The sequence below is a fragment of the Gilliamella sp. X-57 genome, from assembly GCF_057063565.1.
The window spans coordinates 65,929-88,360 of the sequence record NZ_JBXSQI010000004.1 but is presented as its reverse complement, the minus strand read 5'-3'; the positions used below and the strand labels follow the sequence as shown (position 1 = coordinate 88,360).

Annotated in this window: 20 protein-coding genes; 8 read left to right on the top strand and 12 right to left on the bottom strand. The window is 35.6% G+C overall.

Annotated features, from left to right (window positions below; genetic code table 11):
- Positions 1-13: 13 nt before the first annotated feature.
- The gene (locus ACYIAL_RS03275; protein WP_174797370.1) at positions 14-2,194 is read right to left on the bottom strand and encodes a MerC domain-containing protein; all 2,181 of its coding nucleotides are present in this window, start codon (positions 2,192-2,194) and stop codon (positions 14-16) included.
- Between the two features lie 196 nt (positions 2,195-2,390).
- Between ACYIAL_RS03275 and ACYIAL_RS03270 the strand changes: the two genes are divergently transcribed.
- On the top strand, positions 2,391-4,316 hold the full coding sequence (locus ACYIAL_RS03270) for an ABC transporter ATP-binding protein (protein WP_483750973.1): 1,926 nt from the start codon (positions 2,391-2,393) through the stop codon (positions 4,314-4,316).
- A gap of 74 nt (positions 4,317-4,390) precedes the next feature.
- Here the strand turns inward: ACYIAL_RS03270 and ACYIAL_RS03265 are convergent, their stop codons facing one another.
- Both ACYIAL_RS03265 and tpx read right to left on the bottom strand, forming a co-directional pair.
- Complete coding sequence (locus ACYIAL_RS03265) at positions 4,391-5,572, bottom strand: sugar transporter (RefSeq protein ID WP_483750972.1); 1,182 nt, start codon at positions 5,570-5,572, stop codon at positions 4,391-4,393.
- A gap of 141 nt (positions 5,573-5,713) precedes the next feature.
- The gene (tpx, locus tag ACYIAL_RS03260; protein WP_483750971.1) at positions 5,714-6,226 is read right to left on the bottom strand and encodes a thiol peroxidase; all 513 of its coding nucleotides are present in this window, start codon (positions 6,224-6,226) and stop codon (positions 5,714-5,716) included.
- A gap of 284 nt (positions 6,227-6,510) precedes the next feature.
- On the opposite strand from tpx, the gene ACYIAL_RS03255 reads away from it, so the two are divergent.
- The gene (locus ACYIAL_RS03255) at positions 6,511-6,864 is read left to right on the top strand and encodes a DMT family protein (RefSeq protein ID WP_483750970.1); all 354 of its coding nucleotides are present in this window, start codon (positions 6,511-6,513) and stop codon (positions 6,862-6,864) included.
- A 171-nt stretch (positions 6,865-7,035) separates the two neighbouring features.
- Here the strand turns inward: ACYIAL_RS03255 and apbC are convergent, their stop codons facing one another.
- The gene (gene apbC / locus ACYIAL_RS03250; RefSeq protein WP_483750969.1) at positions 7,036-8,130 is read right to left on the bottom strand and encodes an iron-sulfur cluster carrier protein ApbC; all 1,095 of its coding nucleotides are present in this window, start codon (positions 8,128-8,130) and stop codon (positions 7,036-7,038) included.
- A gap of 230 nt (positions 8,131-8,360) precedes the next feature.
- Here apbC and metG point away from each other — a divergent pair, with 230 nt between their 5' ends.
- Positions 8,361-10,388, top strand: coding sequence for a methionine--tRNA ligase (gene metG, locus ACYIAL_RS03245; RefSeq protein ID WP_483750968.1), 2,028 nt, complete (start codon positions 8,361-8,363; stop codon positions 10,386-10,388).
- A gap of 285 nt (positions 10,389-10,673) precedes the next feature.
- Here metG and ACYIAL_RS03240 read toward each other — a convergent pair whose 3' ends face one another.
- Both ACYIAL_RS03240 and ACYIAL_RS03235 read right to left on the bottom strand, forming a co-directional pair.
- On the bottom strand, positions 10,674-11,459 hold the full coding sequence (locus ACYIAL_RS03240) for an SDR family NAD(P)-dependent oxidoreductase (protein WP_483750967.1): 786 nt from the start codon (positions 11,457-11,459) through the stop codon (positions 10,674-10,676).
- Between the two features lie 121 nt (positions 11,460-11,580).
- The gene (locus tag ACYIAL_RS03235) at positions 11,581-12,252 is read right to left on the bottom strand and encodes an NADPH-dependent F420 reductase (protein WP_483750966.1); all 672 of its coding nucleotides are present in this window, start codon (positions 12,250-12,252) and stop codon (positions 11,581-11,583) included.
- A gap of 127 nt (positions 12,253-12,379) precedes the next feature.
- Here ACYIAL_RS03235 and ACYIAL_RS03230 point away from each other — a divergent pair, with 127 nt between their 5' ends.
- Positions 12,380-13,252, top strand: a complete 873-nt coding sequence (locus ACYIAL_RS03230) for a LysR family transcriptional regulator (RefSeq protein WP_483750965.1) — start codon at positions 12,380-12,382, stop codon at positions 13,250-13,252.
- A 76-nt stretch (positions 13,253-13,328) separates the two neighbouring features.
- Here ACYIAL_RS03230 and tolC read toward each other — a convergent pair whose 3' ends face one another.
- On the bottom strand, positions 13,329-14,675 hold the full coding sequence (gene tolC, locus ACYIAL_RS03225; RefSeq protein ID WP_483750964.1) for an outer membrane channel protein TolC: 1,347 nt from the start codon (positions 14,673-14,675) through the stop codon (positions 13,329-13,331).
- Positions 14,676-14,814: 139 nt separating this feature from the next.
- Between tolC and nudF the strand changes: the two genes are divergently transcribed.
- Both nudF and cpdA read left to right on the top strand, forming a co-directional pair.
- Positions 14,815-15,444: an ADP-ribose diphosphatase gene (gene nudF / locus ACYIAL_RS03220; protein ID WP_160430088.1), complete on the top strand. Its 630-nt coding sequence runs from the start codon at positions 14,815-14,817 to the stop codon at positions 15,442-15,444.
- A gap of 169 nt (positions 15,445-15,613) precedes the next feature.
- On the top strand, positions 15,614-16,444 hold the full coding sequence (gene cpdA, locus ACYIAL_RS03215; protein ID WP_483750963.1) for a 3',5'-cyclic-AMP phosphodiesterase: 831 nt from the start codon (positions 15,614-15,616) through the stop codon (positions 16,442-16,444).
- A 42-nt stretch (positions 16,445-16,486) separates the two neighbouring features.
- Here the strand turns inward: cpdA and cls are convergent, their stop codons facing one another.
- From cls to fldA, 5 genes are all read right to left on the bottom strand, one after another.
- Entirely contained in the window at positions 16,487-17,950 is a 1,464-nt protein-coding gene (gene cls / locus ACYIAL_RS03210) for a cardiolipin synthase (RefSeq protein ID WP_160430090.1), read from the bottom strand.
- A gap of 6 nt (positions 17,951-17,956) precedes the next feature.
- On the bottom strand, positions 17,957-18,412 hold the full coding sequence (yciA, locus tag ACYIAL_RS03205; protein WP_160430091.1) for an acyl-CoA thioester hydrolase YciA: 456 nt from the start codon (positions 18,410-18,412) through the stop codon (positions 17,957-17,959).
- Positions 18,413-18,437: 25 nt separating this feature from the next.
- Complete coding sequence (locus tag ACYIAL_RS03200) at positions 18,438-18,983, bottom strand: inner membrane-spanning protein YciB (RefSeq protein WP_483750962.1); 546 nt, start codon at positions 18,981-18,983, stop codon at positions 18,438-18,440.
- Positions 18,984-19,053: 70 nt separating this feature from the next.
- Positions 19,054-19,506: a ferric iron uptake transcriptional regulator gene (fur, locus tag ACYIAL_RS03195; RefSeq protein WP_065637350.1), complete on the bottom strand. Its 453-nt coding sequence runs from the start codon at positions 19,504-19,506 to the stop codon at positions 19,054-19,056.
- 77 nt (positions 19,507-19,583) lie between these two features.
- A complete protein-coding gene (gene fldA / locus ACYIAL_RS03190) occupies positions 19,584-20,096 on the bottom strand; it encodes a flavodoxin FldA (RefSeq protein WP_160430094.1) in 513 nt (170 codons plus the stop codon).
- Positions 20,097-20,273: 177 nt separating this feature from the next.
- On the opposite strand from fldA, the gene sucC reads away from it, so the two are divergent.
- On the top strand, positions 20,274-21,443 hold the full coding sequence (sucC, locus tag ACYIAL_RS03185; protein ID WP_483750961.1) for an ADP-forming succinate--CoA ligase subunit beta: 1,170 nt from the start codon (positions 20,274-20,276) through the stop codon (positions 21,441-21,443).
- Between the two features lie 27 nt (positions 21,444-21,470).
- Positions 21,471-22,343 carry a succinate--CoA ligase subunit alpha gene (gene sucD, locus ACYIAL_RS03180; RefSeq protein WP_483750960.1) on the top strand — a complete coding sequence of 291 codons (873 nt, stop codon included), beginning with the start codon at positions 21,471-21,473 and terminating at the stop codon, positions 22,341-22,343.
- Positions 22,344-22,432: the final 89 nt, after the last annotated feature.

Genomic DNA, 22,432 nt, shown 5'->3' with positions numbered 1-22,432 from the left:
TGGTTTGTTGGTTTTATTTGTCAATATTGGTGGTTGTGTCAGTTTTATTTTTGGTTTGTTCTTGATTATGCTGCTCGATATAGCGGTCAAGGTAACCTTCATGCCATAACCATCCCGCTGTCGCTCCAACACCAACAAGTAAAATAGCTAACCAAAAAGTAACGATCAGCTTTTGATGGCGCTGTTTCATAGGGTCATGCAAATTACGTTTTGCATTTGTTGGAAGTTCGGCTTTGCTGGTGAGTAGCCCGCCTAGCATTAAGTTGATTTTAACTTGCCCGTTAATAGCCCAGCCTGATGCTTCAAGCAGTGGTCCAAGAGTTCTTCGGCGTAATTTTAACCATGCTAAAATAACAGAAGGACCAGAAATAATCAGGAATATCCCAACAAAAAACAAAGGGAATTGCCACCAAGTGAGCGAAAAGATCGCTTGAAAAATCGAAGCTAATGCCGTGCCGATTGCTCCAACGGCTAAACCGATTGCTGCAAAAATACCGACGCTTTTGCCAATATCAAATTTATTAGCTGGGTTTTGCAATGCTTGTACACTCGATTTTTCAACATCGGCATCTTTGCTGCTTGCCCATTTGTTAATTTGTTCGGTAATACAGCGCCCAATGCGCTGATATGGTGCCAAAATCGCTTGCTGAATGCTAATTGGTTTGGTTATTATTTTAACGACATTGGCATCCCAATCGTTCCCTTCATTGTCGATAAACACACCATTGCGACCTTCAATTAATAGATCACCTTGCCCTGCGGTCATGGCAGCGGCAATCAGTTGTTTTTGCCCATGCCGTGTACATTCACAATAAAGTAGACAAAGTTCAGAATAATTTGCCATGGTTGCGTGTTTGGCGATATTATCAACTGCAACACAAAGAGTTGCACAGCGACCATCTATATAAAGATTACCTAGTTGAAAGGCAGCTCGAGTTTTTGGTGTGAAGAAGTCTGCAAAAGAGACAAAGTTAACCAGTAAACGGTAAAGATGTTTATGAAACAGGACTAATTTTTCTAACACTAGTACATCTGATGCAGATATTGGTGTTTTGTTATCTTGTTCAACCATCTGCTTAAATTCGTTGAGTAAATCATCGTTAGCTAAATTGGTAATGGCGTTATTTGACATATCTTCTAAACTGGCAAAAGGTTCAATTTCAACCGTTAATTGTGCCATTTTAGGCTTAGCGCTAATAAGGACTGTGTAAGCTTGCAAACTTTGTTGAATATCTTGCCATTCTTGCTGTGTTAGTTGATCGGGATTAGATAAGGATGACGCCACTAATGTTTTAAATCGGCTGATTTTAGCTTTCCAAAGTGGATTAAGGCCATTGACAAGATCTAGCGCATTGGTTTTATCGATTTTTGATAGTGGTAACTCGGCTAAAGCTTCGTCAGACAGTAATCCATTTTGTGTTGGTACGATATATTTTTCGTCGACGTTGAGCGCGGTTTGTGCTTGCGGTGCGTATTGTGCCAGTTCAACACGTAAAAAATAATCATCAATTTTGGGTTTTAATAGCTGGGTTAATTTCCAAATTTCGGCGGTATCTTTCCCAAATGGTGTTTGTGTGTTATTTATTTTGGTTTGCCATTGTAACCATGTTTTTAGGTTGTCGACAAAGGTAGTAGCTATGTTTAAATCAATGCCATTTTGTCCACTCATATCTTTCTGCGCACCCGTGGTTTTGATTGCCGTTTGAATAAATGCTTGCATATCAGGTGATAATTCGCTTGATGCTGGGAAGATTAAATCACCATTGTAAAGCTTGTCAGCATTGATTTTTATACATTGCTGTATGTCATCTTGCGTTAAATAATCCAACTGACTTTTATTTAAGCTTGCTAAAATGCTATCAGCGGTGACAGAGAGTTTTTTTCCTGATGGAGTTGATGTGTTAATTTGTGATAATGGGAGTGTTTCATTCATTTTTAAAATACTATCAAATGAAATAATTTTATCTCGAGTCCAACTGATGGCATCTAAAATATCAGGTATGCGAATACGTCCATCATTGTCCGAATCAAGTAGGGCTAAAGTTCGCTTATCAAAATCTAAGCCTGTTGTTGGGCAACTTAGAGCAACCCATAATTTAGGGTCTAAATCAGGTAAATTGATAATGTCATTGGCACTTTTAAATACAACTTGATCAAGTCCACCAACACGTTGAAATGTCCACATATGGCTCATAATAATCTCCATACCGAGCGAATTAATATTTTTATTAATTAATATAACAGTATTTGTGTTTTTTTATAGAATAGAACAGTAATTTCTAATATTTGTGACACCTATTAGTGTATCTTTGGTATTTGATTTAGTTACCTTTGGCAACTTTATGATAGAATAATACCTTATTACTTAATATCCAAAAAAAATCACTAATATGTCATTAATTAATCTTACCAATGCTTATCTTTCATTTAGCGATGCGCCATTGCTTGATCATATCGATATGTCTATTGAACCAAACGAGCGTGTTTGTCTTGTTGGTCGTAATGGTGCTGGCAAATCAACGTTACTTAAAGTGTTAAATAAAGAAGTGCCATTAGATGAAGGGCAAATTATTTATGAAAATAATGTGATTGTTTCACGTTTACAGCAAGATCCTCCTCGCGATGTGCAAGGCAATGTGTTTGACTTTGTGGCAGAAGGATTACACGAACAAGCACAGTTATTACGAGATTATTATGATTTGGCTCATCGCGTTGAACTCGATCCTTGCGAAAGTAACTTGGCTAAATTAGCGAAAATGCAAGAGCAGTTAGATCATCAAAATGGCTGGCAATTAGATAGTCGTATTCGTAATGTTATTTCGTCGTTATCACTTGATGGTGATGCATTGTTATCTTCACTATCAGGTGGCTGGCTTCGTAAAGCTGCATTAGCCAAGGCATTGGTTTGTCAACCATCGGTTTTATTGCTTGATGAACCAACAAACCATTTAGATATTCAAACCATAAAATGGTTGGAAGAGTTTTTGAAAAGCTTTAATGGCAGTATTGTGTTTATTTCTCATGACCGTTCGTTTATTCGCCAAATGGCAACGCGTATTATTGATTTAGATCGAGGTAAAATTGCCTCTTGGAGCGGTAACTACGATAACTATTTACTTGGTAAAGAGGAAGCATTGCGCGTTGAAGAATTGCAAAATGCTGAATTTGATAAAAAATTGGCTCAAGAAGAGGTCTGGATTCGCCAAGGTATTAAAGCACGCCGTACACGTAATGAAGGGCGAGTACGAGCATTAAAAGCAATGCGTCAAGAGTATAGTGAGCGTCGCCAAGTGATGGGCAGTGCCAAAATGCAAATTGAAGAAGCATTACGTTCAGGAAAAATCGTTTTTGAGCTTGAAAATGTGACCTATCAGATAGCAGATAAATTGCTAGTTAATGATTTTACTGTACAAGTATTACGTGGCGATAAAATAGCTCTAATTGGTCCTAATGGTATTGGTAAAACGACGTTGTTAAAACTGATGTTAGGCAATTTAGCGCCAACATCAGGTAGCGTACATTGTGGTACAAAGCTTGAAGTGGCCTATTTTGATCAATATCGATTAGAGCTTGATCCTGAAAAAAACGTGATGGATAATTTAGCTGAAGGTAAACAAGAAGTGATGGTTAATGGACGATCACGTCATATACTTGGTTATCTGCAAGATTTTTTATTCCCGCCAAAACGCGCCCGAACACCTGTTCGTGCATTATCAGGTGGGGAGCGTAATCGTTTATTGCTGGCTAAACTATTTTTAAAGCCTAGTAATTTATTAATACTTGATGAACCGACCAATGATCTGGATATTGAAACGCTGGAATTGTTAGAAGAGTTGGTTAATGATTATCAGGGAACAGTCTTACTAGTTAGTCATGATCGGCAGTTTGTTGATAATGTGGTTACCCAATGTTGGTTTTTTGAGGACAAAGGGCATATTGGTATTTATGCCGGTGGTTATGCCGATGCTCTGCAACAACAGCAACAAGCACAACCGGTTAAAGTAGCGGCAGTTAATGATGTTAAACAGCCTAAAAAAGCATTAAGCACGACGAATAACAAAAGCAATGATCAAGCCACTAAAAAGAAGGTTAAGTTGAGTTATAATGAGCAACGAGAGTTAACACAATTACCAAGCAAAATAGAACAATTAGAATTAGCTATTGCTGATTTACAAGCACAGATTGGTCAAAGTGACTTTTTTAATCAACCCCACGAGGTTACAGGTCCAATCTTACAATCTTTGACCGACAAAGAAGCCGAATTAGAATCTGCTTTTGAACGATGGGAACAGTTAGAGTCTTTAAGTAAATCATAATGTAAGAGTGTTATTTTCAGCATTATTTATTGGCGTTATATAATAAATAATGCTGTTTCTGAGCTTTAAGATTTTTATAAAATGGTTTTATTATTCCACAATTTTCTAGAACAAAGACAGAAAAATAACAACGCAATAATAACGAAAACGGCGCCAACAAAACCAATATCCTCCGTTGATAGTAAAATTAATACTTTACTACCTATAAAAGCGCCTCCGCCTATTCCAATATTGTAAATACCTGAATAAACAGATGTGGCAATATCGGTTGCATCGGGCGCTGCGTCGATGACTTTGCTTTGCATGACCATGCCAATAATGGTAATCGAAAGCCCCCAGATCAAACATTGAATGATTGCGGTATAAAGTGTGAACGAACAGACATAAAGTGATAATAAACAAGCGATCAATGACAACATAGGGATCACTAAAATGGCGGTTGGATTTTTTTCGGCGTATTTTGCAAAAATAACGCTGCCAATCATGCCAGAAAAACCGACTACTAACAATAAAGCGACGATAACATTTTGATTAAATCCGCCAACATCTTTCATAAATGGCGTAATGTAGGTATAAGCAGTGAAGTGGCCAGCAATAATAATGGCTATTAATAGATAAATGTTAAGCAGTATTGGCCGTTTTAATACCGTTGGAATATCTTTGATAGAGATAATATCCATGCTTGGTACAGTAGGTAATAAACGGAGCAGTAATATCATCACGCAAAAAGCGATACCAGCAATACATAAAAAAGTCACGCGCCAGCCAACGAGTTGCCCTATGATGGTACCAATTGGGATTCCTAGGATGGTTGCCATCGATACGCCAATAACAATAAAGCCCATTGCTTTAGCTTTTTTACCATTAGGTGCTAATCGAACTGCAAGCGGTGTTGTAATTGCCCAAAATACCGCATGAGCACAAGCAATGCCAATCCTTGCTGCCATCAGACTGTAAAAATTCCACGCAAATCCGGCTAAAATATGGCTACCAATAAATAGGCAAAATAGAAAAATTAGTAGTTTTCTTCGCTCCATTTTTGACGTTAATACTGTGAGTGGCAATGAGAATAACGAAACAGACCATGCATAAATGGTGAGTAATAATCCAGCATGAGCAACATCCATTGAAAAGCTTTCAGCAATATTAGGTAATAATCCAACAGGTACAAATTCCGTTGTATTAAAAATAAATGCCGCAAATGCAAGGCAAAGAATTGATGACCAAATACGAGATCGGTTAATACTATTATTCATGATTAAGATTATGGAGGAGGTATGTTTTTATTGGATTATAACTGAATAATTTTGTCTATTAAATAGCTGCTATCAATAAATCTTAAATTAAATCATCGCCACCACTATTGGCAGAGGATGGCGATGTATTATTGCTTTGATTTATGCTAACGCTTTAGCCGCCGCTAGGGCTTTGTCATAATTAGGTTCAGAAGACGTTTCTTTAACATATTCAACATAAGCAATTTTGTCATTTTTATCAATGACAAATACGGCTCGGGAAAGTAAGCGTAGCTCTTCAATAACAGTGCCATATTTTAAACCAAAATCCAGATCTTTATGATCAGAAGTGACTTTGACCGCATCAATGCCTTCAGCCGCACAATAGCGATTTAATGCAAAAGGTAAATCAACACTAATTGAAAATATCACGGTATCTTTTAGTTTTGCTGCTTCTACATTGAAACGGTGAACTTGGGCACTGCATACCGAAGTATCAATGGATGGAACCGAATTAATAATTCTGATTTTACCTTTAAAATCGGATAATTTAATGGGCTTCATTGCTAAATCTTGCACGATAAAATCGGGTGCTATGTCACCAACGTTGATTTTGGGACCTAACAAAGTAATAGGGGCTCCGCGCATAGTAACTTCATTAACTCTTTTTTGCATAACTGTTTCCTTTGGGGATAATAATCGTGTTGTAATAAATTTCAGTGTTGATAGGATAACGACGTTCAATGCATTAAAGTTATTGCACCTATTGGCGTTAATTCAATATAGACCCAAACAGGCTACAGAGCAATAGCATTATCATGTTTTAAGTGATGAATTAGCCAATTTCAATTATTGTTAATAGTGTTGCTATTTAATGTAATTAAATTATTTCTGTTTTGTATGTTTATTAGACAATGGTATATAATGCCATCACCTTTCTTTATTCTTATATCAACATTATGAATCAATTATTTATTACTGTCTGTTTACTGACTTTTAGTAATATTTTTATGACTTTTGCGTGGTATGGGCATTTGTGGTTTTTACATAACCAAGTTTGGCTAGTGGCAGTGTTTGCTAGCTGGGGAATTGCGTTATTTGAATATTTATTGCAAGTGCCTGCTAATCGCATTGGTTTTCAGGTTGCTAGCGCAGGCCAATTAAAGATTATTCAGGAAGTAATTAGTTTGTCTGTTTTTATCCCTTTTTCAATTTATATTTTAAAAGAGCCATTTAAGACAGACTATATTTGGGCTGGCTTGTGTCTTTTAGGTGCGGTATTTTTTATGTTCCGCGATAAGATTTTTGCTTAATTTTATGTTAAAAAACGTGATAAATATTGAGCATATTTGTTACGGTAATGCTCTAAATTAGCCTTTCAAATATTCCATATATTGCGCGCCTGATTGTTGTGATGTTATGCCAAATTAATCATAAAATATTAATAGCATTGGCTGTTGTTGACAGCCAAGCTTATTCTTTAGTTATAGCGCCTTAAATGAAATATCCGGTAAAATTGCTTCGCCTTGCCAATATAGCTCACTGGCAATGCGCCCAGCAATTTGGCAATAAAGTTGGGTAAATTCGCTATCAGGGTGGCTAATAATAGTAGGTTGTCCTGTATCGAGATCTTGGCGTAACATTTTATGAAGTGGCATTTGTCCGAGCAATTTTGTTTGATATTGCTCAGCTAAACGCTGTGCTCCACCTTCGCCAAAAATAGCTTCGTGATGACCACAATTTTCGCAAATGTGGTAACTCATGTTTTCAATAATGCCTAGTGTTGGGATGTTGACTTTATTAAACATGGTCATGCCTTTTTTGGCATCAATTAATGCGATGTCTTGCGGTGTACTGACAATGATTGCTGCCGTTACTGGAATACTTTGCGCTAGGGTTAATTGGATATCCCCAGTTCCTGGAGGCATATCAATAACCAAATAATCAAGTTCAGGCCATAATGTATCTTGTAATATTTGTAGTAATGCCTTGCTTGCCATTGGTCCACGCCATACCATGGCGCTATCTGGATCAACTAAATAACCAATAGAGTTACTGGCTAATCCGTGTGCCATAATTGGGGTCATGTGTTTATTGTCAGGTGTTAAGGGTTGCTGTTTTTCTGTGCCCAACATGGTAGGAATTGAAGGTCCATAAATATCCGCATCTAAAATACCTACGTTGGCGCCTTGTTTTTGTAAAGCTAGTGCAAGATTAACAGCTGTTGATGATTTGCCCACGCCACCTTTGCCTGAACTTATGGCGATAATATTTTTGACATTGTTAATGGCATGTTGGTCATTAGCGCGTTTTAATGTGGCAATTTTATAGTCAATGTGCCAGTTAACGTCATTAATGCCGTTAAGCTTTAGTAATTTTGGGGTGGCTATTTTTTTTAACTCGTCAAAAGCGTTTTGCCAAGCAAAGGGCATGGCTAGGTGAATAGATAAGTTTTGATTAACTAATTCGCATTTTGTTACTGCGCCAAGTTCAAGCAAATTTTTTTGTAAGGTTGAATGAGTAAAATTCTCAAGAATATTTTCTACTTCAATGTTCATTATTATTATCTCGTTGTACATTAATATTTATACTTGCTTCATTTCCCATGATCCTCCTTTAAAAAGGTGGAACATAGTCAATGGCAAAATTGTAAAAAGTATATTATTTTACATTTTCGAAAAAAGATTATTTGCCATTTACAAAGTGAATCGAGTATAGAAATTTTATCAAATTATGGCATAAATCTAGCGATAATCCCACGATTGATGTACTATTTCTGCCATTATGTAATAAAGGGTAATAAATCAACATGACAACTCAACGCAAAATATTGGTGACTTGCGCACTGCCTTATGCCAATGGTGCAATTCACTTAGGTCATATGCTTGAACATATTCAAGCTGATGTATGGGTACGTTATCAACGTATGCGTGGTAATGAGATCTATTTTATCTGTGCTGACGATGCGCATGGCACACCAATTATGCTAAAAGCACAACAACTTGGCATTACGCCTGAACAGATGATTAGTGAAGTAAAAACTGAGCATCAGCGTGATTTTGCTGGATTTAATATTAGTTATGATAATTACCATTCAACTCATAGCTCAGAAAACCGTGAAATATCAGAGCAAATTTATAAGCGTTTAAAAGCCAATGGTTATATTAAATCCAAAGTCATTTCACAGCTATTTGATCCTGAAAAACAGATGTTTTTGCCAGATCGCTTTGTAAAAGGTACTTGTCCACGTTGTAAAGCCCCAGATCAATATGGCGATAACTGTGAAGTGTGTAGTGCAACTTACAACCCGATTGATTTAATTAATCCTAAGTCTGTAGTTTCAGGGGCGACGCCAATTTTAAAAGAGTCAGAACATTTCTTTTTCGACCTGCCGGTTTTTTCAACTATGTTACAAGAGTGGATTCGCTCAGGGACACTGCAAGAGCAAGTCGCTAATAAAATGCAAGAGTGGTTTGAATCAGGCTTACAGCCGTGGGATATTAGCCGTGATGCTCCTTATTTTGGTTTTGAAATCCCCGATGCGCCAGGTAAATATTTTTATGTCTGGTTAGATGCACCAATTGGTTATATGGGCTCTTTTTTAAACTACTGCAATACACAAAATAAACCAATTTTTGATGAGTTTTGGAATAAAGATTCAAGCACTGAGCTTTATCACTTTATTGGTAAAGATATTGTTTACTTTCATAGTCTATTTTGGCCAGCAATGCTAGAGGGTAGTGAACATCGCAAACCATCGAATATTTTTGTGCATGGTTATGTGACTGTTGACGGTGCAAAAATGTCTAAATCACGAGGCACTTTTATTCAAGCAAGTACCTATTTAAAACATTTAGATCCTGATTGCTTACGCTATTATTACGCCGCTAAACTGTCACCATATATTGATGATATTGATTTAAATTTAGAAGACTTTGTGCAACGTGTAAATAGCGATTTAGTTAACAAAGTTGTTAATATTGCTTCACGTTCGGCTGGGTTTATTTATAAACGCTTTGACGGCAAATTATCGGATAATGTAGCTGAACCAGCACTTTATGCGTATTTTGTTGAAAAGTCTCAAATCATTGCTGATTATTTTGAGCAACGTGAATCAGGTAAGGCGATTCGTGAAATTATGACACTTGCTGACGAAGCTAATCGTTATATTGATGAAAAAGCGCCATGGGTGGTTGCTAAACAAGAAGGGCAAGATCAAACATTGCAAGATATTTGCTCAATGGGTATTCACCTATTCCGTATTTTAATGACCTATTTAAAACCAATAGTGCCTTCATTAGCTGAGCGAACAGAAACATTTTTAAATAGCAAATTAGAATGGAATACCATTGCTAATGCGCTAACTAGCCATAAAATTAATCAGTTTAAAGCCCTATTTAATCGTATTGATATGGATAAAATTACAGCCATGATTGAAGAAACAAAAGAGCAAGCTGCCCTAGCAACACCAGCTAAAACAAATGTTGCTGAACCTATTGCTGATACGATTAATTTTGACGATTTTGCCAAAGTTGATATGCGTGTTGCTTTAATTAAACATGCCTGTTTTGTTGAAGGATCTGATAAATTACTCCAGTTGACCCTTGATATTGGTGATGAAACCCGTAATGTGTTTTCAGGTATCAAGCAGTTTTATCCTGATCCAGAAGTGCTAATAGGGCGTTTAACCATTATGATTGCCAACTTAGCGCCTCGTAAAATGCGATTTGGTGTTTCAGAAGGTATGGTGCTTTGTGCCAGTGGTAAAGATGATGGTGACGGCGTGTACTTGTTATCGCCAGATAGTGGTGCTAAACCGGGAATGCGCATTTCGTAATTTTGATTCTTATCATGCAAAAATGCATCTTAGCAAGTTAATGTGCTTGTTAAGATGTTTTATAAAACGACGTGTTTTAGTATAACAAGTTGATCTGTTTACATTGTTGGATAAAGCAACATAATAGATAGCCATTGAAATAAAAAATATCTGAAAATTAAATTAATTGACTACGTCTCTATTTTATCGAAATTTGCAATCAAAATAACGATTGCCCAAGCTCAGTTTTTTTTAACTTCATATTTTATTGTTCTATTTAACATTGCTTGTAAATTCGTTATTTCCTTACTTTTGATTTTCTGACGGATTTCCTGAATAAGGAAATATGCTGTCTTTTAGTGAAAAAGAGAAATCATTTGTATTAATCTCACCAATCACTTTGTTGCTATCGTATAAAGCCAGTAAAAAATCGGCCATTTGCTTTGCTGTATGGTACTTGGTAAAACTTGCATCATAATTGTAGTTACTGACATTATTGGCTTTTTCACCAAATTCTGTTTTTGTCGCGGCCGGAGCTAACACCTTTGCGGTTAATTGGGCGTTAGCTTGCTTTAATTCTTGTGCTAGCCCTTCGGTAAAGGCATTGACATAGAATTTTGTTGCGCAATAGGTTACCGCATTAGGAACGAGTGTATATCCACCACGGGAGGAGATGTTTATTAGTTGTGTCCCAGATTCATTTTGATATTTACGTACATACAGTGTTGAAAAAATTGTTAGGACTTCAATATTTAAATGAAGCATTGATTCGATTTTTCCTAAATCTTGATCGCTAACACTGCCGTAATGACCAAAACCGGCATTATTAATCCATGTTTCAATAAAATAGTTGTCTAAATCATTAAAAAGGGAATAAGCGTTGATTGGTTGTGATAAATCACAAAGTTTTATAATTACTTCTAATTCTGGGGAAATTTTTGCAATTTCTTGTTGTAAAAGTGCCAAATTTTCTTGTCTTCTTGCAATAACAATAAGGTTTTTATTTCGTTTTGCAAAAGCAATAGCTGTTGCATAACCTATGCCTGAACTTGCGCCGGTTATGACGGTATATTTTTTATGTGTATTGGTCATTTTTATTTCCTCTAATATTTTAAATATCTGTATTTAATTAAAAGCATTCAAGCTATTAAAATATGATAAATATAACTTTATTCTACTGGAAGGTGGACTCATTTTGGTCTTTTATATTTTTTTATTGGTTATTTGTTTGCCATGAATTATGTGGTACTTCAACTTCTTTAGAGGCTTGAGCTAAAGCATCATTCAATCGTTGACGGCTTAAAGGTATGCAATATGCAGGCTTTGCACGTTCAAACCGCCAACTGTTTGATAAAGCGCCTACATCAACATAATCATAGCCAATACTTTCTAGAAGAGTGAAAACAATTTGTTTGGCAGCTAAGTCATCTCCAGCTATAGGAATTGCTCTTCTATCTGATTTATCATTAGGCTTTGCATCTTTAATAACATCTTTTGCGAGAATTGCATTAAAAACTTTAACTACTCTAGATTTATCAAGATGTTTAGCGACTAACTCGCTGGTTGTTGTTTCATGATTATCTAATTGTCCTAAATGACCATCGCGGGCAGGATAATAGTTAGTGGCATCAAGTACTATTTTTCCGCTGAGTAGCTTTGCAGGTAATTGTGTATAATTGATAAAAGGAATAGCAACGAGAATTATATCACCAAATTTAATGGCTTCTTCTTGGCTCCCAATTTGGCAGTTTAAGCGTGTGGCTACGCTAAATAACGTCTTTTTATCTCTAGAATTACTTAACATAACTTGATAACCTGCGCGCATAAATAATGTTGTGTAGGCTTGACTTACAAATCCTGCCCCTATAATGCCGATTTTTTTCATATATTTACCCTGTTTTTATTTGTTTACTTGATTTTCGTTATAATATTTATAAAATAAAAGATAGTAAATGGCTTTAAAATTGTTTTATTAACAACTGGAGATTGGCAATATGGATCTTTTTAGAAGTATGAAGGCTTTTGTATTGACTGTGAAGACAGGTTCATTTGCATCGGCATCTATCTCATTAAATACCTCTCCGCAAATGGTTGCGAAATATATTCTTTTTTTAGAAACTCAATTAGGGTTAAAGTTACTTAATCGAACAACACGTTCACAAAATCTTACCGAATTTGGTAAGCAGTATTATGAGCGCTGTGTGAGTATTTTAGGTGAAGTTAAAGCCACCTCTATGCTTGCGCAACAGTTTTTAGATAAACCTAGCGGTGTGCTTAGAATTAGTGCACCATTTACTTTTGGTAATTTTACTTTAGTGCCATTAATTAGTAGTTTTATGAAGTGTTATCCCCAAATTAGTGTCGATATACAGTTAAGTGATCGTTATGTCGATTTAGTTAAGGACGGTTTTGATATCGCTTTTCGGATTGGTGATTTGAGTGATTCAGGGCTTATTGCTCGTAAACTTAATCCTCATCAACTTATTTTTGCTGCCTCACCAGATTATTTAGCGCAATATGGTGTTCCATTAATACCTGATGATTTGAAAAAGCATCAATGCTTGATTTACCAATATGTGAATCAGAATAAAAAAGATCATGTTTGGCCGTTTATGATTAATGGTGAAATAGTTAATATTCCTATATCAGGGACATTTCAAAGTAATCAGACTTCAGCGTTAGCGATAGCTGCGATTGAAGGGCTAGGTATCACCATGTTGCCAGAATCTATGTTACAAGAACCAATTAAGCAGAAAAAATTATTTCCCATATTACAAAAATTTTTACCACCTGCCAAGCCGCTTAATATGCTTTATACTGCTGATCGTCAGCAACCACCAAAATTAAAAGCATTTATTGAATTTGTGTTGAATGCAATATCGTAATTAGTGTGCTTTTTATCCATAATAAAAAAGGCGATTTGCTCGCCTTTTTTAACAGTTGTAATAAAAGAACTAATAGTTATTTTATCGTCACTAACGTGCTCACTTCTTTACCTAACATATTATTTAAATAAACTAAATCGTTGGCAGTTAAGGTTCCTACTGCGTATTTTAATTGGAGTAAGCTAGTTAGGTAATTATATTTTGCATCAGATAAATTTCGTTTAGAATTGTATAGCTGGGTTGTTGCATTTAATACGTCAACAATTGTTCGAGTTCCAACTTGATAACCAGAATTAGTGGCTTCTAATGAACTTTGTGCAGAAACCACTGCTTGTTGATAAGCTTTGATTGCGCTTATTGATGATGAAATATTGTTGTATGATGAACGTACTTGATTAATTACGCCACGATTAGTACTTTCTAGTTTTTCGCTGAAACTCACGTAATTTTGTTGTGCTTGTTCAACTTTAGACATTGTTGCACCACCCGAAAAGATTGGTAGATTTACACTAACACCAACATAGTTATTTCCTGAATAAGATTTACCACCATGTGCACCAGGCGCTATGTTATTACCATACCTATCAGTTTTATTCAAATTAGTTGATGCATCTACACTTGCTGTAGGCATATGACCTGCTTGTGAAAGTTTGATCTGTTCACGTGCGATGTCTCGATTTAATTTCATTGTTAATAAATTAAGATTAGAAGCTTCGGATTGCTTTAACAATGTACTGATTTGCGTTGGGTTTTCCGTTCTAAAGGTGTTGGTGTTAACGCTTGCTAAATTAGAATAAAAACGACCGCTTACTTGACGTAAATCCTCGATCGCATTGTTTAGTTCATTTAATGCGTTAACTTGTTGTGCAACAGTTAGGTCATAGTTAGCTTGGGCATTTTGTACATCAGTAATGGCGACTAAACCGACTTGGTGTTGTTGACGAGTTTGTTCTAACTGACGTCCAATGGCTTTTTTCTGGGCATCAATAAAGCTCAATGCATCCAGTGCTTTTAGTACATTAAAATAAGCAACAGAAGTATTTAAGATTAATGTTTGACCTTGGTATTGATAAGCAATATCGGCAACACTTGCTTGTTTTTTTGTAATATCCAAGGCTTTCCAATTTGAGAAATTAAAAATGCTTTGAGATGCCGTTACTTGATATAAATTGCCACTTTTGGATTTTATACCACTGGTATCACGTCGACCATGAGTTACACCGTAAGAAGCACTTAAACCAACTTGCGGTAGTAAACTCGCTCGAGAACCTGAAATTGCCGCGTATGCTTTATTTTTTTCAGCTAATGAACTGCGCAGATCTGGGTTAGTTTCTTTTGCTTGTTCATAAACTTGAATCAAATTTTCAGCAAAGACAGATTGACTTAATGTTAAGCCAATTAAAAAGGTTAAAGTTTTTTTCATTAATCTTCTCTTTAAAAATCATTAAAATATAGTAGTATTTTTAATGGCGTAATTTTAACAGATAATTAGTATATAGTAAGCATAGTTTGCATGCCATTCGCACTTTTTATTCAAATTCATTTTAAAATCGAGAATATATATGAAAATTAAAAATAATCCGGTACATTTTGACAAAAATGATGTATTTAATCTAACTAAACGAATCTTGTATAAAGGTTTTTTTTCTTTGTTTGAATATCGCTTTCAATATCGCAAATTTGATGGCTCAATGAGCGAGGTTGTAACACGCGAAATTTTAGAACGTGGACATGCAGTTGTACTTTTAGCATATGATGCAAAACGTGATGAAGTTGTGCTAATTGAACAAATCCGGATTGCCGCTATTGAAACGCAAGATAGTCCTTGGATGCTAGAACTCATTGCAGGCATGATGGATCATGAAAATGAATCATTTGAAGAAGTAGCAAAACGTGAAGCAATGGAGGAAGCTGGAGTCGTTATTGGTCGATGTAAACCTATCATCAGTTATTTAGCATCACCCGGTGGGTTAACAGAACAATTGCATATTTTAGTGGGTGAAGTCGATTCATCAACAGCCAAAGGTATTCATGGTCTTGATGAAGAAAGCGAAGATATTAAAGTTCATGTTGTCGGTCGCAATCAAGCTTATCAATGGGTCAAAGATGGAGTGATTAACAATGCTGCATCAATTATTGCGCTTCAATGGTTAGAACTTAATTATCAGTTATTAAAAAAAGAGTGGGAATAACTTTTTTAATATTCATATTTAATTATTTCTTTCATAAAAGTGTGATCTGTTTTACACTTTTGTATAACACTAAGATTTATAATAAAAATTATGTTGCCTGTCACAATGCTTGTTTTGTTGCTGACACTATTAACCATAATTATAGATTGATAAGTAATTGGAGTGAATTTTGAGGTCATTGTTAAAACTTCCAATTCGTAATAAAAATTACGGTAAAATATTGCATATAACTGATACTCATCTTTTTGCTGATGAAGATGGTTCATTGCTTGGTATTAATTCCAATGCAAGTTTTTTAGCAGTTATCAATGAAATTGGACGTAATAATAAGCAGTTTGATTTGATTGTGGCAACTGGTGACTTTGTACAAGATGGTTCTAAAAAAGCTTATGCCCGTTTTGCCGAGCAAATAAGCAAGTTTAATACGCCTTGTGTGTGGTTAGCTGGCAATCATGATAACTATACTAGTATGCAAGATGTGTTTGCAAGTTATCAGCTGGCTGATAATAAAATAGTGTTATTGGGGGATAACTGGCTGGTTGTTTTATTAAATAGCCAAGTTGTTGGTCAAGCATATGGATTTTTACCCGAATCTGAACTTGAATTTTTACAAAATGCTTTAACTGAGCATGTTGACCGAGATGCATTAGTTTTTTTACACCATCATCCAATTAATTCTCGATGTCATTGGTTAGATCACCATATTTTAAAAAATAGTGACCAATTCGTGCAAATTATTCAAAAAAATGTTAATGTAAAGGGAATAGGTTGGGGACACATTCATCAAAAACAAGATTATGTTTGGCATCATTGTCATGCGTTTTCAACTCCTTCAACGTGTTTTCAATTTAAGCCTGAATGTTATGATTTTCAAGTATCAAGTGACGATGCGCCAGGTTGGCGAGAAATCACACTTAATGCTGATGGTTCTATCGAGAGCGAAGTTTATCGTTTAGCGGATAATCAGTTTTTACCCGACGTTTCTCAAAGTGGTTATTAACGAATAGTAATAATAGTTGCGAGCTTAAAATTAACTTAAAAATCATAGCAAAGGAGCAAAACAGTAGAACAGTCGTTCAACAATGCGTTGCCAAATTGGGCGTTGGTTCCATTTTTCAGTACTTATTTTATCTGAATGAGATAAATATTTTTGTAAGAGAATTGATAGTGACTGAGCAAATTCTGCATCATCAATTACCGCTGTAATTTCAAAATTAAGCCATAAGCTGCGCATATCCAAATTTACAGTGCCAACAAGGCTTAATTGATTATCGATTAAAACACTTTTGGTATGTAATAAGTTATCGTTGAATTGATAAAGTTTGACACCACCGTTTAATAATTCAGAAAAGAAAGCCCGGCTTGCCCATTTTACCATTAGTGAATCAATGTTTTTAGGAATAATGATGATGACTTCGACACCTCGCTGAGCTGCGGTGCATACAGCATGTAAAATATCATCAGTTGGTACTAAATAAGGTGTAGTAAAAATAATTTGTTCTTGCGCTGAATAAATTGCCGTTAATAATACTTGGTGTATCATGCTTTCCATATAACCAGGACCCGATGCGATTAATTGCATAATATGTTTTTTATCTTCTGGTGGTTCGGCAAAATCAGTGATTTGTGGTAGGGCTAAATATTTGCCTGTTTCTAGCTGCCAATCGCAGGCATATATAGCGCCCATGAGTGTTGTAACTGGACCATTTACTCTGACCATGATATCAACCCACTTGCCAACATGTTTATTTTGTTTGAAAAAACGTGGATCGACAATATTCATGCTGCCAGTATAAGTAATATAGTTATCGATAATAGCCACTTTGCGGTGTTGACGTAAGTCCAGACGTCGAAACATAAATCGAAGCAAGTTGACTTGTAAAGCTTCGACAATGATGATGCCCGCATCACGCATTCTTTTACTGGCATTAGTTTTAATAAAATGTCTGCTACCGGCAGAGTCAACCATTAATCGGCAAGTTACCCCTCGCTGTGTTGCTTGAATGAGTGCTTGCTCGACTTCGTCTGCCCGACCACCTTCATTCCAGATATAAAATACCATTTCAATATTTGACGTTGCTTGATTGATATCATCAATTAAGCGGTCAAAAATTACATTTGTTTCACTCAATAGCTCAATATGATTACCATTAATTCCATCAAGCCCTGTTTGGTGTTTACAAAGCTGGAAAATCGGCTTGCTGACTTGGCTTACGTTTTTAGTGAAGATATCTGGAAAGTCACTTAGTCGGTTAATAAACTTGGAAATCGTTGGACGCATTTTTTGCGCTCGTTTAGCTCGTTGCTGACCTAAGTGAGCTTCGCCCAATGTAAAATAAAGAAACACACCAACAAGCGGTAAGATATAAATGACTAACATCCATGCAATAACATAAGTCGTTGGTCTTCGTTTGAAGACAATTCGTAATGTTGTTGAAACAATAATCAGCCAATAAACAAGGAAGATCAAAGTGCTGATTAAAGCATGAAATGAGGTAAATTGCATATTTACTTAGCTATGAGTTAGATTCAGTTTAGCTATTGGATCTTTAGTACAATCATAATGTTGAAAAACCTCAGGTAATGGTTTGGGATTATTATGTTTATCTACTGAAACATAAGTGAATACAGCATCTGTTATGCAAAAACGTTGTGTAGTGTCAGATGTATCAATGACTTTTTTAACCCAAACTTCAATACCTATCGTGATTGATGTTTTTCCTGTTTTGATGCAACGCGCATAACAACAAACAACATCACCGACCATTGCTGGTTTGTAAAATGTAATGCTACTAGCATTAACTGTTACAACTCGATTTCTCGCGATCTCTTTTGATAAAATACCGCCAGCAAGATCCATTTGAGACATGATCCACCCACCAAAAATGTGTCCGTGAGGATTGGTATCAGCCGGCATGGCAAGCGTTCTAAGCACTAATTGACCTTTAGGGGTTGTATCTTGTGTCATGCTAAAATACTCCGTTTATTATAACTTATTGTTTATTATCTATATCTTTATTCATATTTTTGTAAATATAGATACCTGATATTAACGATAATAGTAACGATGCGGCAGGTAAAATAAATACTTTAAATATCCAAAAGAAATCATCAGTCGTGTAATAGGTTGCACCTAAACTAATGGTGCCACATAATATAAAAAAGAAGATCCATAATAAATTGAGTTTATTCCAAATAGCAGTATCAAGCTGTATTTCTTTGCCAAGCATTTTTTGAAGTAGGTTTTTTTTAAAAATAAATTGGCTAACTAATAAGGCTGTGGCAAATAAAAAATTAATAATAGTGACTTTCCATTTGATTATATTTGGGTCACGCAAATAAAGTGTAAATCCACCGAAAACCATGATCATTAGATAAGAAATCAACTCTACTTTATCTATTTTTCTATATAGAATAAGAATGAGAAGAAAACATACTGTTGCCGCGATCATTAATGCTTGAACGCCAACAAAGACATCATACATGGTTAGAAAAATAAAAAAGCATATAAGCGGAATAAAGTTTAAAAGTTGTTTCATTTAATTATTAACCTAGTACAAAAGATGAGTTGGTATATTGTAAATAAGTAAAAAGCCTATTGGAATAGGCTTATTTTTTGTGATGAAGTTCAGGATGCGCTTTACAGTTACCAGATTGACAATGCCCATAAAGATATAAACTGTGAAAAGTTAATTTTACACCATATTGTTCGGCGATTTCTTTTTGTCTCGCATTAATAATATCATCGCGAAACTCAAATACTTCGCCACAATCTAAACAAATTAAATGATCGTGATGTTGCTGTGTAGCTAGTTCGAAAACTGCTTTGCCACCCTCAAAGTTATGGCGTGTCACAATGCCTGCATCGTCAAATTGATTCAAAACACGATAAACGGTTGCAAGCCCGATTTCTTCACCCATATCAAGTAGTTTTTTATAAAGATCTTCTACTGTAATATGTTGACATGAAGGATCGCGTAATAACTCTAAAATCTTTAATCGAGGTAGTGTAACCTTTAAACCAGCGCTTTTGAGTGCCGCATTATTATCATGATTTGTCATATTACTTTCCATTAGTGATGAATAATTACTTATTATAGGAACTATATACGGTAAATAAAAGAAATCATTTTAATAGTTTAAATTTTCATTTCGGTTTTAACTTGGTTCACCCAATTGTTAATTCTTTCTTCAGTTAATTCAGGTTGACGATCTTCGTCAATCGCTAAACCAACAAAATGTGCGTCATCAACTAAACTTTTTGACGCTTCAAAACTATAACCTTCGGTTGACCAATGCCCAACAATCTTGGCTCCTTTAGGCTCAATAATATCGCGAAGTGTTCCCATGGCATCACAAAAATATTCGGCATAGTCTTCTTGATCGCCACAACCAAAAATCGCCACAGTTTTACCGTTAAAATCAATTTTTTCTAAATTAGGGAAAAAGTCATCCCAGTCTGCTTGTGATTCGCCATAGTACCAAGTTGGAATGCCAAAAAATAGATAATTGTATTGTTCAATGTTTTCTTTAGTAGCTTTTGCAATGTCAAAAAGCTCGGCGTTGTCACTACCTAAAATGAGTTGGATTTGCTTAGCTACATTTTCTGTGTTGCCAGTATCACTACCAAAAAAAATACCAACTTGTTTCATATTTGTACCTTTATTATTTTCGATATTAAAATATTCTAGAAGTATATCATTGTCACTTACTATCAGCAATAATCCTGACTAACCCTAAACATAACTTATTATTTGCTATACAATTTATTTATCTTGCATTAGAATTATCGCCTGTTTTTATATTAATTTAGGCTGTGGAATGTCTTTATGAACTTGCATGAATATCAATCTAAATATCTTTTTAAACAATATAATTTGCCCGTACCTGAGGGGTATGTTTGTAATTCAATTAATGAAGTACAAGATACGTTATCTGAATTATCTTCACAGGCAGATTCAGGCCTTTGGGTTGCTAAATGTCAAGTTCATGCCGGCGGGAGAGGTAAAGCCGGTGGCGTTATATGTACTCAAAGTTATGATGAAATAAAGCAATTTGCTGAAAAATGGTTGGGGCAGTATCTTGTTACTTATCAAACCACCGATAAAGGTCAGCCAGTTAATAAGATTTTAATTGAAAAGGCGTCTAATATTCAGAAAGAACTGTATTTAGGCGCGGTGGTCGATCGCAGTTCGAAGCGTATTGTGATTATGGCATCAACAGAAGGTGGCGTTGATATAGAAAGCGTTGCCGAAAAATCACCACACTTAATTTATAAAACTTCACTTGATCCCTTAATCGGTCCTTGTGCTTATCAAGGTCGTGAACTTGCGTTTAAATTGGGGTTAACAGGAAAATTAGTGAATCAGTTTACAAAATTATTTGTTAATTTTGCAAAACTCTTTTTAGAAAATGATGTTTCACTAGCCGAAATCAATCCGTTAGTGATTACTGATTCAGATGAGCTAGTTTGTTTAGATGCAAAAGTTGTTTTAGATGATAATGGTCTTTTTAGACACCCACACTTAAATATTTTAAGAGATACAACGCAAGAAGATGAACGTGAGTCAATCGCTGCAAAACAAGGTATTAGCTATGTATCATTAAATGGTAATATTGGTTGTATGGTAAATGGCGCAGGTCTTGCGATGGCAACGATGGATATTATTAAACTACATGGTGGAGAACCTGCTAACTTTTTGGATGTGGGAGGTGGCACGACGAAAGAGCGTGTTACTGAAGCATTTAAGTTAATATTATCTGATACAAACGTGAAAGCGATTTTAGTTAATATTTTTGGTGGTATTGTTCGTTGTGATTTAATTGCCGATGGTGTCATTAGTGCAATTGAAGAAATAGGTCTTACTGTTCCTGTTGTTGTTCGTCTTGAAGGTAATAATGCTGAGCTTGCTCGAGAAATTTTAGCGAAAAGTGAATTAAATATTATTACTGCAGAAAGTTTAACCGATGCTGCTCAAAAAATTGTCGCTGTTGCCTAATAATAGGGAGCGTGGAGAATAGTTATTATGTCAATTTTAGTTAATAAAGAAACCAAAGTTATCTGCCAAGGATTCACTGGTAGTCAAGGATCTTTCCATTCACAGCAAGCACTTGCTTATGGTACCAAGTTAGTTGGTGGCGTGACGCCAGGCAAAGGTGGTACAATTCATTTGGGTTTACCCGTTTTTAATACAGTTAAAGAAGCGGTTGAAGCAACAGGTGCAACAGCAAGTGTCATTTATGTGCCAGCCGCATTTGGTAAAGATTCGATTTTAGAAGCAATTGATGCAGGTATTAAACTCATTGTCTGTATTACTGAAGGTATCCCAACTTTAGATATGTTAGTTGTTAAAGAAAAATTAAGGCTAAATGATGTCGTAATGATTGGACCGAACTGTCCGGGGATTATTGTCCCAGATGAATGTAAAATAGGTATTATGCCAGGTCATATTCATCGAGCAGGAAAGGTGGGGATCGTTTCTCGTTCTGGAACACTAACTTATGAAGCGGTTAAACAAACAACCGATATTGGTTTAGGGCAATCTGTGTGTGTGGGTATTGGAGGTGATCCTATTCCAGGTAGCGATTTTATTTCTATTTTAGCGTTACTTGAGCAAGATCCTAAAACTGAAGTTATTGTAATGATCGGCGAGATTGGTGGGAGCGCTGAAGAAGAAGCCGCTGAATATGTTAAAAAACATGTAACTAAGCCTGTGATTGCTTATATCGCCGGTGTTTCTGCTCCATCAGGCAAACGCATGGGGCATGCAGGAGCCATTATTTCGGGTAATAAAGGCACCGCGGCGGAAAAATCTAAAGCATTGCAATCGGCAGGTATTACGGTTGTAACAAGTCTTACTGATATCGGCGATGCTGTAAAAAAACAAATTACGATATAGTTTTTTTGATGTATATCAATTATTATTTTGTAATTATCTGTGTATAATGTTCATCAATAACGTAAAAAATTTGTGAGCATTTGAGATTT